Annotated in this window: 12 protein-coding genes; 10 read left to right on the top strand and 2 right to left on the bottom strand. The window is 71.0% G+C overall.

What is annotated here, in order from left to right; translation table 11 throughout:
* Positions 1-17 precede the first annotated feature (17 nt).
* Positions 18-695: an SCO2207 family protein gene (locus MQP27_RS03725; RefSeq protein ID WP_242760784.1), complete on the top strand. Its 678-nt coding sequence runs from the start codon at positions 18-20 to the stop codon at positions 693-695.
* Positions 696-698: 3 nt separating this feature from the next.
* Here the strand turns inward: MQP27_RS03725 and MQP27_RS03720 are convergent, their stop codons facing one another.
* The gene (locus tag MQP27_RS03720; protein WP_242760783.1) at positions 699-1559 is read right to left on the bottom strand and encodes an alpha/beta fold hydrolase; all 861 of its coding nucleotides are present in this window, start codon (positions 1557-1559) and stop codon (positions 699-701) included.
* Between the two features lie 92 nt (positions 1560-1651).
* Here MQP27_RS03720 and MQP27_RS03715 point away from each other — a divergent pair, with 92 nt between their 5' ends.
* From MQP27_RS03715 to MQP27_RS03685, 7 genes are all read left to right on the top strand, one after another.
* Entirely contained in the window at positions 1652-2080 is a 429-nt protein-coding gene (locus MQP27_RS03715) for a MarR family winged helix-turn-helix transcriptional regulator (RefSeq protein ID WP_278195680.1), read from the top strand.
* Between the two features lie 194 nt (positions 2081-2274).
* A complete protein-coding gene (glnII, locus tag MQP27_RS03710; protein ID WP_242760781.1) occupies positions 2275-3306 on the top strand; it encodes a glutamine synthetase in 1032 nt (343 codons plus the stop codon).
* A gap of 327 nt (positions 3307-3633) precedes the next feature.
* A complete protein-coding gene (locus MQP27_RS03705) occupies positions 3634-4170 on the top strand; it encodes a winged helix-turn-helix domain-containing protein (protein WP_242760780.1) in 537 nt (178 codons plus the stop codon).
* Between the two features lie 78 nt (positions 4171-4248).
* Positions 4249-5244: an NAD-dependent epimerase/dehydratase family protein gene (locus tag MQP27_RS03700; protein WP_242760779.1), complete on the top strand. Its 996-nt coding sequence runs from the start codon at positions 4249-4251 to the stop codon at positions 5242-5244.
* Between the two features lie 153 nt (positions 5245-5397).
* Complete coding sequence (locus tag MQP27_RS03695; RefSeq protein ID WP_242760778.1) at positions 5398-6669, top strand: sensor histidine kinase; 1272 nt, start codon at positions 5398-5400, stop codon at positions 6667-6669.
* A complete protein-coding gene (locus MQP27_RS03690) occupies positions 6654-7307 on the top strand; it encodes a LuxR C-terminal-related transcriptional regulator (protein WP_242760777.1) in 654 nt (217 codons plus the stop codon). Before MQP27_RS03695 ends, MQP27_RS03690 begins: the two co-directional genes overlap by 16 nt.
* Positions 7308-7496: 189 nt before the next feature.
* Positions 7497-9038 carry a DUF1996 domain-containing protein gene (locus tag MQP27_RS03685; RefSeq protein ID WP_242760776.1) on the top strand — a complete coding sequence of 514 codons (1542 nt, stop codon included), beginning with the start codon at positions 7497-7499 and terminating at the stop codon, positions 9036-9038.
* A 78-nt stretch (positions 9039-9116) separates the two neighbouring features.
* On the opposite strand, the gene MQP27_RS03680 is transcribed toward MQP27_RS03685, so the two are convergent.
* Positions 9117-9536 (bottom strand): hypothetical protein, encoded by a 420-nt coding sequence (locus MQP27_RS03680; RefSeq protein ID WP_242760775.1) that lies wholly within the window; start codon positions 9534-9536, stop codon positions 9117-9119.
* Between the two features lie 117 nt (positions 9537-9653).
* Here MQP27_RS03680 and MQP27_RS03675 point away from each other — a divergent pair, with 117 nt between their 5' ends.
* Both MQP27_RS03675 and MQP27_RS03670 read left to right on the top strand, forming a co-directional pair.
* A complete protein-coding gene (locus MQP27_RS03675; protein ID WP_242760774.1) occupies positions 9654-10163 on the top strand; it encodes a tetratricopeptide repeat protein in 510 nt (169 codons plus the stop codon).
* Positions 10164-10212: 49 nt separating this feature from the next.
* On the top strand, positions 10213-12135 hold the full coding sequence (locus tag MQP27_RS03670; RefSeq protein WP_242760773.1) for a hypothetical protein: 1923 nt from the start codon (positions 10213-10215) through the stop codon (positions 12133-12135).
* The last annotated feature ends 21 nt before the right edge of the window (positions 12136-12156 follow it).

The raw sequence follows: 12156 nt of genomic DNA, 5'->3' as shown, positions 1-12156 counted from the left end.
CTCTTCAGGAGGCGCGCATGTCGCGTAGGAGAACTCTCGGGACCAAGAAGAAGATCGCGCTGCTGGTGAGCGCGGCGGCGGTGGCGGGAGGCGGTGCCTTCGTCATGGCGAGCACCGGGAACGCCGCGCAGAGTCCACGGACCCTGTCGGCCGCGGACTCGACGGTCTGCCAGGGACTCGCCACGGCCCTCGGCAACAACCAGAAGTTCATCGACGGGCAACGGGCCAATCCCGACGCCCAGTCCGCGGCCAGGATCGCCAACCGCGAGGCGGTCATCGCGCAGATCAAGGTCCAGCAGAAGGCGTCGGGTTGTGCGGTTGGGGAGTCGGCTCAGGGCTCCCAGGCCACGCAGCCCGCGCAGACCACACCGCCCGCGCAGCCCTCGAAGACGGCCTCGGCGCCCGCGGGAAACGCGGGCGGGAACGCCGGCGGTGCCGCGGCCTCCGGTCAGCAGGTGTGCAACGGCTCGACCGTCACGCTCTCCGGCGAGGGCGGGGCGCCTGCCGCCTCCAGCAACCAGTTCCCGGCGGGGACCACGCTGAAGGTGACCAACCTGGACAACAACAAGTCCACGACGGTGAAGGTCACTTCGGTCTCCGGCAGCTGCGTGCTGCTCAACAACGCCGCCTTCGAGCAGGTCCGTGAGCCCGGCAAGTTCCTCATCCGGCGCGCTCTGATCCAGAAGGTGGGGTGATGCTCAAGGGTTCAGGAACTCCGTGAGGCGGCGCCCGAGTTCGGCGGGTGCGGACTGCGGCAGCGAGTGGTGGGACACGTTGGGGACCACGACCGTCTCGGCACGCGGCAGCAGCGCATTCGCCTTCTCCGCCACCTCGTACGTGTCATGGGTCCTGCTGTTCTCGGCCAGGAGCAGCAGGACCGGCATGTCCAGGCCGCGCAGGGCGGTTGACGCCGGGCGCGGGCCGGTCACCGGCTTCGCGACGGAGGGGAAGCCGGCGGCCGCCATCTGGAGGCGCAGCCAGTCGGGGTCGAGCTCCGCTCCCCCGGTCTCCCACTCCAGGAAGGCGCGGGCCCTGCGGGGCGTGGGCCGCAGCATCAGAGGCAGGGCGTGCAGCAGGTACGCCGGCCGGAATCCGGCGAAGCACATCGCGGGGTCCAGGAGAAAGAGCCTGCGGACCCGCGCGGGTGCGTGCAGGGCGTAGTGCAGGGCGATCCAGCCGCCGTACGAGTGCCCGCCGAGGTCCGTCTCCCCGGCACCGAGGCCGTCGAGGACCGCGTCCAGCCAGCCGACCAGGTCGGCGACCGTACGGGGGCGACGGTCACCGTCCTCGGTGCCGCGGCCCGCACAGCCGGGGAGGTCGACGGCGAGGACGCGGTGCGTCCGGGCGAGGTCGGCGGCCTGGGCGTACCAGGTGGCGGAGGTCGCTCCCCCGCCGCCGGGCAGCAGGACGACCGTGGGGCCGTCGTGCGGGCCGCATACGTTGACGTACGTCGTCCCGAAGGGCGTGCGGACGGTCACCGCATTTCGCTCGGCCGGCCACTTCGCCATGACCTTGTCGTAAGCGGCCAGAAATCCGTCCATGTCGAACACGGCGCCCATCGGCCTCGCCTCCCGTATTATCTCGCCGAGCGAGATACTCGATGAACGAGATAATAGATCGGAGGGCTGCCGTGCGGAACCAGGGGCCCGAGATGGAGGTCGTCCATCTGCTGCGCGCGGTGACCGTCGAACTCGGCCTGCACAGCGCCAGGTTCGCGAGCCGCAACGGCATGCACCCGACGGACGTACGCGCCCTCATCGCCCTCATGGACGCCTCGCGCGCGGACCAGGAGATGACGGCCGGGCGGCTCGGGGCGGTGCTCGGGCTGAACTCGGCCGGGACGACCGCGCTCGTGGACCGGCTGGAGCGGGCCGGGCATGTGCGGCGGGTGCGGGGCAAGGCGGACCGGCGCAAGGTCGCGATCGAGGTGACCGAGAGCGCGGTCGAGCTCGGGTGGGACCATTTCGGGCCGCTGATCGGGCGGGCGGTGGAGCTGTTGCGTGTGTACGACGAGCGGGAGACGGCCGCCATCAGGGGGTTCCTGGAGGGGGTGCGGGAGGCGGCGAAGGAGTGCGACTGAGCCTCTCCCGCCGCAACACGGGCCCTCACACCGTGAATCTCACCACACCAACGCCAGGTAACACGGGGTTCACATTCGAGCAATCGACGGGAAATCGCCTGTTGACAGGCTCGCGGACATCCATCGCGGCGCCCCAGTGCCGCAGCGCCGCAGCACCCGCAAGTGCGTAGACACATCCCCGAAGGAAGTGGCCCGTGACCTTCAAGGCTGAGTACATCTGGATCGACGGCACCCAGCCGACGGCGAAGCTCCGCTCCAAGACGAAGATCATCGCAGGCGAGCCGGCCGGTCTCGACGCGCTGCCGATCTGGGGCTTCGACGGGTCCTCCACGAACCAGGCCGAGGGGCACTCCTCGGACCGTGTCCTCAAGCCCGTCTTCACCTGCCCGGACCCGATCCGCGGCGGCGACGACGTCCTCGTCCTGTGCGAGGTCCTCAACATCGACTTCACGCCGCACGAGTCCAACACCCGTGCCGCGCTGACCGAGGTCGCCGAGAAGTTCGCCGCGCAGGAGCCGATCTTCGGCATCGAGCAGGAGTACACCTTCTTCCAGGACGGCTACCCGCTGGGCTTCCCCAAGGGCGGCTTCCCGGCCCCCCAGGGCGGCTACTACTGCGGTGTCGGCGCCGACGAGATCTTCGGCCGCGAGATCGTCGAGGCCCACCTGGAGAACTGCCTCGCCGCCGGCCTCGCGATCTCCGGCATCAACGCCGAGGTCATGCCCGGCCAGTGGGAGTTCCAGGTCGGCCCGGTCTCCCCGCTGGAGGTCTCCGACCACCTGTGGGTCGCCCGCTGGCTGCTCTACCGCACCGCCGAGGACTTCGGCGTCGCCGCGACGCTGGACCCGAAGCCGGTGAAGGGCGACTGGAACGGCGCGGGCGCGCACACCAACTTCTCCACCAAGGCGATGCGCGAGGGCTACGACGCGATCATCACCGCCGCCGAGGCGCTGGGCGAGGGCTCGAAGCCGCTCGACCACGTCAAGAACTACGGCGCCGGCATCGACGACCGCCTGACGGGCCTGCACGAGACCGCGCCGTGGAACGAGTACTCCTACGGCGTCTCCAACCGCGGCGCCTCGGTCCGTATCCCGTGGCAGGTCGAGAAGGACGGCAAGGGCTACATCGAGGACCGCCGCCCGAACGCCAACGTCGACCCGTACGTCGTGACGCGTCTGCTCGTCGACACCTGCTGCTCCGCGCTGGAGAAGGCCGGCCAGATCTGAGCCGACCAGTGGCTTCCCTGAGGGGCGTCCGCCGTCTTGGCGGGCGCCCCTTGTGTGTTCACCGTCGTCCGAGGAGTGAGAGCGGGCTCCTCCACAGGCGGTTCATCTGCTTCAATGGGTCCATGGCCAGCTTCCGGAAGTACCTCGCTACGGGTCGCCATGACCTGGAGCCCTTCTGGCCTTCCCGTCAGCATCACGACTTCGACCGGGTGTGTTGCCGCGCGACGAACGCGCCGGCCCTCTAAAGCCGTACACCACCCGGCCTTCGGCCAGCGCGCACGACGTACGTCCCCAGACGAATCTCTCGCGCGAAAGAGCTGACCTCTCATGGCGACCACTCGTTCCCTGTCCTCCGTTCCCGTCACCTCCCCCGTCCGGCCGCGGCTGCGCGCCGTCGACCAGGACGAGGTCATCGACGTCGCGGAATTCCTGCCACCGGGCGCCACCTGGCTGCCCGCGCCCGCGCACACCCTGCCCACGCTGCCGGGGCAGCCGCCGATGGTCGGATACCTCGTCCTCATCCCGGCCGACCGCCCGCACATCGTCGACACCGCCGTGCCGGACGCCCCCGACGACTCGCTCGTCCGCATCGACGCCGTACAGCGCACCGCCGAGGTGAACGGGCGCGAACTCGACCTCACCTACCTGGAGTTCGAGCTGCTCGCCCACCTCGTCGCACACCCCAACCGGGTGCACACCCGCGACCAGTTGGTCACCACGGTGTGGGGCTACGGGCACGTGGGCGACGGCCGCACGGTCGACGTCCACATCGCCCGGCTGCGCCGCAAGCTGGGCGCGGAGCACCGGGGGGCGATCCAGACGGTGCGGCGGGTGGGCTACAAGTACACGCCGCCGACCCGGTGATCCGGCTTGTGGCGCTGATCCTCTGCTGATGGCAGAGCGCGGTTCCGTGTCCGCCCGGCAGCGGGCAGAGTCTCGGGCATGAGACTTCTGGTGCTGGGTGGTACGGAGTTCGCGGGGCGGGCCGTCGTGGAGGCGGCGCTGGGGCGCGGCTGGGACGTGACCGTCTTCAACAGGGGGCGGCAGGCACCCGTGGCCGGGGTGCGGTCACTCGTCGGCGACCGCACCGCGCCCGGCGGGCTCGACGCCCTCGCCGACGGGGAGTGGGACGCCGTGGTGGACACCTGGCGGCTGGCGCCGCGCGCGGTACGGGACGCGGCGCGGCTGCTGCGGGGTCGCGCCGGGCGGTACGTGTACGTGTCCAGCTGCTCGGTGTACGCCTGGGCACCGCCCGCCGGGTACACCGAGGACGCGGACGTCGTGGAGGGTGCGGACGCGGACGCGGAGCAGACCGACTACGCCCGCGACAAGCGCGGCGGCGAGCTCGCGGCGGTGGACGCGTTCGGGGAGGACCGTACGGTGCTGGTGCGGGCCGGGTTGATCCTCGGTCCGCATGAGAACGTCGGGCGGTTGCCCTGGTGGCTGGGGCGGATCGCCAAGGGTGGGCCTGTACTCGCGCCCGGGCCGCGGGAGTTGCCTTTGCAGTACGTCGATGTGCGGGACCTCGCGTCGTGGATTCTGGGGGCTGTCGAGCAGGGGCTGAGCGGGCCGTTCACTCTGGTGAGCGAGCAGGGACACGCGACGATGGGGGAGCTTCTCGACGCGTGTGTGGCGGTGACCGGGTCCGACGCGGAGCTGCGGTGGACCGAGCCGCGGGTGATTCTGGACGCCGGGATCGAGCCGTGGACGCAGTTGCCGGTGTGGGTGCCGCCGGGGACGGACATGCACGACGCGTTGCATTCGGCGGATGTGTCGCGGGCGGTCGGGGCGGGGCTTGTGTGCCGGCCGGTGGAGGAGACTGTCGCCGATACGTGGGATTGGCTGCGGGCCGTGGGGGGTGTGGCGCCGTTGCGTTCCGCTGTGGCCGTCAAGGGGCTGGATCCGGATGTGGAAGCGAAGGTTTTGGGCGGGTCGTGAGCAAAGTGGCGGCCGGTGGGGGCTTGTCGCGCAGTTCCCCGCGCCCCTAAAAGACAAAAGCCTTTGCAGAGCCCGGGGTGTATTCAGCACCACCCTCCCAGCGGGGGTCTGGCCCCGTGACCGTTGGCTCCTTCCTCCGCGAGACTGGCCGGCATGAACACCAACACGAAGAGCGGGTCCCTGTTGATGCGGGCCCGGGCCGTTGCTGTTGCGGCGGGGCGGGGGTTCGTGCTGGCTCTCGTCACGCTTCCCGGGGCTGTGCTGGGCTTCACCCTGACCCTCACCTCCATCTCGCTCATCCCGATCGGCATCGGGTTCGTCACCACGCCCTGGGTGCTCACCGGGGTGCGGGCGTTCGCGGACTGGCGGCGGGTGGTCGCGGCGGAGTGGTGCGGGGTGAGGATCCCGTCGGCGTACCGGCCGATACCCGAGGACGCCAAGCCCTGGACGCGGACCTACGCGATGCTCAGCGACTCGGCGACCTGGCGGGATCTGCGGTGGCTGCAGGTGGACATGACGGCGGGGTTCGTGACCGCGCTGCTGCCGGCGGTGCTGTTCTTTTATCCGCTGGAGGGGTTCGCCGTCGCGGCCGGGCTGTGGCGGCCGCTGTCCCACTGGGGCGGGTACTGGTACGGGTTCGTGCATGTCACCGACCAGACCTCGGCGTTCGGCGCCGGCGTGCTGGCCGCCGCGATCCTCGCCTTCGCCTTCCCGCTCGCCACGCGCGCGCTCGACGCCCACTTCCGGCTCACCCGGGCCGTACTGGGCGCCAGTCAGGGTGAACTCGCCGAGCGCGTACGGGTGCTGACCGAGACGCGGCGGGACGCCGTGGACACCTCCGCCGCCGAACTGCGGCGGATCGAGCGGGACTTGCACGACGGGGCGCAGGCCCGGCTGGTCGCCATGGGTATGGATCTCGGGACCATCGAGATGCTCATGGACAAGGATCCGGCCAAGGCCAAGGAGCTCATCGCGCAGGCCCGGAAGTCCTCCGTGGACGCCCTTGCCGAGCTGCGTGATCTGGTGCGGGGGATCCATCCGCCGGTGCTGGCCGAGCGCGGACTCGGGGACGCCGTACGGGCGTTGGCGCTGCGGCTGCCGGTCAGCACGGAGGTGAGCGTGGAACTCGTCGGGCGGGCGGAGGCGCCGGTCGAGTCCGCCGCCTACTTCGCCGTGAGCGAGGTCCTCACCAACGCGGTCAAGCACTCCGGCGCGGACCGCATCTGGGTCGACCTGCACCACAGCGAGGGCATGCTGCGGATCTCCGTCACCGACAACGGCAAGGGCGGTGCGGTGATCGGGGCCGGTTCGGGGCTCGCCGGGGTCGAGCGGCGACTGGGTACATTCGACGGCGTCCTGGCCGTCAGCTCTCCCGCGGGCGGTCCCACCATGGTCACCATGGAGATCCCTTGCGAGTTGTCCTAGCCGAAGACCTCTTCCTGCTGCGCGACGGGCTGGTCCGGCTCCTGGAGGCCCATGACTTCGAGATCGCGGCGGCCGTCGAGTCCGGCCCCGAGCTCGCCCGGGCGCTGGCCGAGCTGGAGCCGGACGTCGCCGTGGTCGACGTACGACTGCCTCCGACGCACACCGACGAGGGCCTGCAGTGTGCCCTGCGGGCCCGCCGGGACAGACCCGGGCTTCCGGTGCTGGTGCTCTCGCAGCACGTGGAGCAGCTGTACGCGCGTGAGCTGCTCGCGGACGGGAGCGGTGGGGTGGGGTATCTGCTGAAGGACCGGGTGTTCGACGCCGAGCAGTTCGTGGACGCCGTGCGGCGGGTCGCGGGGGGTGGTACGGCCATGGATCCGCAGGTCATCCAGCAGCTGCTGTCCCGGCGCGCCGGCGACGACCAGCCGCTCTCGCGGCTGACCCCGCGGGAGCGGGAGGTGCTGGAGCTGATGGCGCAGGGGCGGTCGAACGCGGCGATCGCCGGGCAGCTGGTGGTGACGGAACGGGCCATCGCCAAGCACACCTCCAACATCTTCACCAAACTGGACCTCGAGGTGTCGGACGATGACAATCGGCGCGTTCTGGCCGTCCTCGCCTATCTGGACCAGGGACGGTAAGCGGTTGCTGATTCTGCGTAACTTCCGCTGCTCAGGCTGCCGTTGGGGCGCAAAGGCCGAGTAAACCTCTGATTTGTTTGTGGGGCTGCTGAACACCCCTGGGACCTCCTGCGTATCCATGGGCGCCGCTTCACTCCTGTCGGGCGCCTCGATGCCCCGCCAAGCCCGCAAGGAAGTCAGAGGAGTTCCATGGGACGCAACAATCGAAAACGCCGTACGCCGCTGGCCACCAAGGCCATAGCCGCATCGGCGGCCCTAGCGCTCGGTGGGGGCGGGCTGATCTGGGCGAACTTCTACGCCTCGGCACACGAGTCCAACTCGGGGCAGAACCAGACCAAGGCCGCCGCCGCGTCGGTGGCCACGATCGCCTGCCCCGATGTGCAGCAGAAGCTGACGAACGTGCCGGCCAAGGCCCAGCAGGGCGTGGCGACGGAGCTGGCCAACCTCGACAAGCAGATCACCGAGGCCTACGCCCGGCTCGCCTCCACCCGTCAGGCGCAGGCGAACGACGCGAACTTCGTGCAGAACGCGATCGTCGGCCCCCTGAAGGAGAAGCGGGCCGCGACGCTCGACCGGATCCGCATCGACATCCAGCGAGTGGGCGGCCAGGTCGACGCATCCGGTCTCAGCGCGCTCGCCGCCTGTACGACGCAGACCTCCAACCAGACCACCGCCGGCGGCCAGAACAACAACGGTGGCCAGAACAACAACGGTGGTCAGCAGAACAACGGCGGTCAGCAGCAGGGCAACGGGCAGGCCTCGGCCGCGCCCAGCGCCAGCGCGAGCGCTCCGGCCAACGTGGGCGGACAGGCCGGCAACGGCCCGGTCGCGGCCGACTTCGTGGACATCACCAAGGTCCAGCCGAACGTCGCCGCGAAGCCGCAGAAGACCGGCAACGCCTCGACCGGCACCTTCACCACCAAGTGCGGTGTGAACGCCAACAAGAACCACAACACCGACAACGTCATCGTGGCGCCCGGTGTGACCAACGGCGCGCACCACCTGCACGACTACGTCGGCAACCAGAAGGTCGACGCGTTCGCGACCAACGACTCGCTGATCGCGGACCAGACCAGCTGCCAGAACCAGAGCGACCTGTCGGCCTACTACTGGCCGGTGGTGCGTATCCAGGACGGCACGCAGGACTTCGACCAGAACGCCGCCGGCGGCGGCACCGAGGGCAACGTCGGCAAGATCCTGACGCCGGTCCAGGCGCAGATCAAGTACGTCGGCAGCCCGACCAGCAAGGTCACCGCGATGCCGAACTTCCTGCGCATCATCACCGGTGACGCCAAGACCACGACCAACGGTCTGGCGAACGCCAACGCGCACTGGTCCTGCACCGGCTTCGAGAACAAGGTCCAGCTGACGACGCAGTACCCGATCTGCCCGCAGGGCAGCAACGTGGTCCGCACGTTCGCCTTCCAGTCCTGCTGGGACGGCCAGAACATCGACAGCGCCAACCACCGCACGCACGTGGCCTTCGCCGACGCCCAGGGCAACTGCCAGAACGGCTTCAAGGCGATCCCGCAGCTGACGATGCGCCTGGTGTACAAGATCACCCCGCCGGTCCTGCAGAACGGCCAGGTGAAGAACGCCTACGCGGTGGACGGCTTCCCGGAGCAGCTCCACAAGCCGGCCACCGACCACGACGACTTCATCGCGGTCTTCAAGAACAACCTGGCGAACACCATCGCCAACTGCATCAACACCGGCAAGCGGTGCCAGTGACGAAGACCCCCTAGGGGGAACGCGAAGAGCGGGCGGTGGGAGTCTCCCACCGCCCGCTCTTCGCGTGTCCCGCGGGGTTCAGCCGGTGTGGCTGCCGGTGTGCGCGGCGTGGTTGGTGCCGATCTCCTCCTCGCCGCCCAGCGTCTTCTGCAGCGCCTTGACGACCTTGTCCTCGCCGACGGCCACCCACTTGCGGCCCACGAGGTAGAAACCGCCGTAGTCCTTGGCGTCGTTGATCCACTCGCGCTGGCCGCGGTCGGTGGCGAAGGTGGCGAAGACGTACTTGCCGTCCGAGGTCTTGCAGATGGCCTGGCGGACCTCGTCGGAGTCGATCTGCATGTCCGGCTTGCACTTCGCCTTGGCGGCCAGGCTCTCCAGGCTGCCGGTCGCGGTGACCGGCACCTTGGCGGCGGCCTCGCTGTCTCCGGATCCACAGCCCGCCACCGCCAGAGCGGCCACGGCCCCGGCCACGGCGAGCATCGGTCGGGTCAACCTCATCTGTTCCTCCGGGTCGCTTTGCTGGCCCCTGGGGCCCGTCCCCTTGCATACGGCTGTGGGGCGCGGGGCGCTCAAATCCGGTGGGGGTCAAGGTACAGGTGTGCGAAGGTACGGTTTGTGAACAGTGACTGGGAAGACCGCGTGACCGCCGCCTGGGACAGCTTCGACGACTACCCCGAGGAGCGGGCGGGCGAGTTCCGCGCGGTGATCGACGCGCTCGTGGCCGAGTTGCCGGAGGGCAGTCCGCTGGGCCCGTTCGAGCGGGCCTGCGCCTGGGACTCGACGGGGCACTCGGACAAGGCCGCACCGCTGTACCGGGAGGCGCTGGCGCGCGGGCTGGGCGAGGTCAGTCAGTACAAGGGGCGGCGGGCCAAGATCCAGTTGTCGAGTTCGCTGCGGAACATCGGGCAGGCGGAGGAGGGCGTCAAGCTTCTGACTCCCGAACTGGACGCGCCCTCCGACGAGTTGGACGACGCGGTACGGGCCTGTCTGGCGCTGTGCCTGTCCAGCCTCGGGCGTGACCGCGAGGGCCTCTCCCTCGTCCTCGGCGCCCTGGCCCCCCATCTCCCGCGCTACCAGCGGTCCATGGCGAACTACGCGCGAGCCCTTGTCGATCCGGAGGCCTGAGTCACTCAGGTGGCGGTGACCATTCAACGATTCGCTCGTTCTGCTGAACGTGCAGTCACAGGATGTCGCCCCGCGCCCCGCACCCTCCTCCGCCGACCCGGTGGTCGACCTCGAGCAGGCCGAGGCCGCGCTCGTCGAGCACTACCCGCGGCTGGTCCGGCTCGCCTACCTGGTCCTGCCGCCGAGCCTCGGCCGCAACCGGCGCGTGGTGACCGCGCACGCCCTCGCCCAGCGCGCCCTGCCCAGAGGCCGCGCCTCGGCCCCCGCGATCCCGGCCCAGTCGACGGGCCGGGACGGCGACCCCGGGTACGCCTTCGTGCGCCTCCAGGTCCTGCGTACGGCACTGGAGGCGGGCCTCCCCCTCAAGCGCACGGCGTTCCCCAAGCGCTCCCAGTTGCCGCCGCTGCTCCCCCAGGTCTGGGGCCTGCGCCTCTTCCCGCGCTCCGGCGGCGCCGACGAACTCGCCCTGGACCAGCGCCTGTCCGCCCTGACCGGCCCGGCCCGCGCCGCCTACGTCCTGCGCGGCCTGGAGAAGCTCCCCGACGGTGACGTCCGGAACATCCTCACGGCGGCCGGCTGCGCCGACGTCGACGAGGCGCTGAGCGAGGCCGCCGAGGTGCCGGCGGCGCACTACCCGCTGCTCGACTCCCCCGAGTTCGACCCCTGCTCGCTGCAGGCGCGGCCCACCGACCTCATGCGGCGCCGCCAGCACACCAAGGCCGCGCTCGCCGCCGCCGCGGCCCTCGCCGTGTGCGGGGCGCTGCTCGGCCTGCCCGGCGACGGCTGGGCCCCCGACGGCGCCGCCGCCCCGGTGTACGCGCAGAACCCGGCCGCCGAGGCCGCCCTCGACCCGGCCAAGCTGACCAGGGTCGCGCCGACGGCGTGGGAGTCCTCGGCCCGCACCGACTTCTCCGTCTGGCCGGCCCGCGGCGACCTCACCGGCGACAAGGCCCTGCTGCGCCGCGCCCTCGCCGTCTGGGCCCGGCCCGGCGAGAGCGTCCAGGTCTCCGCGACCCCGGGCACCCCGTCCGGCGGCCCCGCGGGACCGCCGCAGCTGCTGTACGCGGGGACCGTGGACTCCGCGCGCGTGGTGATCCTCTACGACGGGCTGCGCATCGCCCGGTACGCCGAGCCGAAGGACGGCACCAAGGGCGCCGCCCTCGACTTCGCGCGGGTCGACGGCGCGGGGCGGGCCGGGGCGAGCGCGGTGGTGCTGGGGCGGGCCGACGGCAACGTCCGCTATCTGACGGCGCCCTGGGTCACCAAGGCCGCCGAGCGGGACCTGCTCAAGCCGAGTGCCGGGGCGATGGACCTCGACCTGTCCCACGGGATCACCGCGCCGCTGGCCAGCCCGGCCACCCAGACCGGCAACTGCACGTCCTGGAACGTGCTGCAGCTGACCGACGGCACGGGCACGCGCCTGCTGACCGACCTCGGCGAACTGGTCCCGGCCCTGCTCACCGACGGCCGCCCCGGCTCGACCGAGGACACCTCGGGCGCGGCCTCGCTGCGCACCTGGGCGCCGTACGCCTGCTCGCTCGCCTCGGTGCGCTCGGCCGGGGTGCGCACGGTGAACGCCTGGGCGTACGCCTCGCAGCCGCTGCCCGACGCGAGCGGTTCGGCGGACTGGGTGTGCACGCGGGCGGAGACCTGGCGGGGCGGCGGGACGCGGGTGCTGGCGCAGTTCCGCACGCCGGGCGGGACGTACGGGGCGGTGGCGGCGAAGTCGGAGAACTCGGCGGCGTGCGGAGCGAAGGACCCGAACGTGCTGGCCGGGGTGTTGTGGAAGTCGGGGGCGGGCGGCTGGTACCTGCTGGCCGCCGGGAGCCGGGGGACCTCGGCGGTGACGGCGACGGGCGGGATCACCGGTTCGGGCCGGGGGAATCTGCTGGCGGTGCGGGCGAAGCAGGGAGCCCAGGCCGAGCTGAAGGGGACGCTGAGCGACGGGCGAGTGATCAGCGGGCTTCAGTGACGAAGACTCCTTGTTGACGTC

The sequence above is a fragment of the Streptomyces cylindrosporus genome (assembly GCF_022698165.1).
In the GTDB taxonomy this organism is placed as follows: Bacteria; Actinomycetota; Actinomycetes; order Streptomycetales; family Streptomycetaceae; genus Streptomyces; species Streptomyces cylindrosporus.
The sequence above is the reverse complement of the archived record's forward strand: the minus strand, read 5'-3'. Positions and strand labels throughout refer to the sequence as shown.

Bases quoted from the DNA above. Each gene is read 5' to 3' on its own strand.
- MQP27_RS03725 (WP_242760784.1), top strand. From the start codon at position 18: ATGTCGCGTAGGAGAACTCTCGGGACCAAGAAGAAGATCGCGCTGCTG.
- MQP27_RS03720 (WP_242760783.1), bottom strand. From the start codon at position 1,559: ATGGGCGCCGTGTTCGACATGGACGGATTTCTGGCCGCTTACGACAAG.
- MQP27_RS03715 (WP_278195680.1), top strand. From the start codon at position 1,652: ATGGAGGTCGTCCATCTGCTGCGCGCGGTGACCGTCGAACTCGGCCTG.
- MQP27_RS03705 (WP_242760780.1), top strand. From the start codon at position 3,634: ATGGCGACCACTCGTTCCCTGTCCTCCGTTCCCGTCACCTCCCCCGTC.
- MQP27_RS03700 (WP_242760779.1), top strand. From the start codon at position 4,249: ATGAGACTTCTGGTGCTGGGTGGTACGGAGTTCGCGGGGCGGGCCGTC.
- MQP27_RS03695 (WP_242760778.1), top strand. From the start codon at position 5,398: ATGAACACCAACACGAAGAGCGGGTCCCTGTTGATGCGGGCCCGGGCC.
- MQP27_RS03685 (WP_242760776.1), top strand. From the start codon at position 7,497: ATGGGACGCAACAATCGAAAACGCCGTACGCCGCTGGCCACCAAGGCC.
- MQP27_RS03680 (WP_242760775.1), bottom strand. From the start codon at position 9,536: ATGAGGTTGACCCGACCGATGCTCGCCGTGGCCGGGGCCGTGGCCGCT.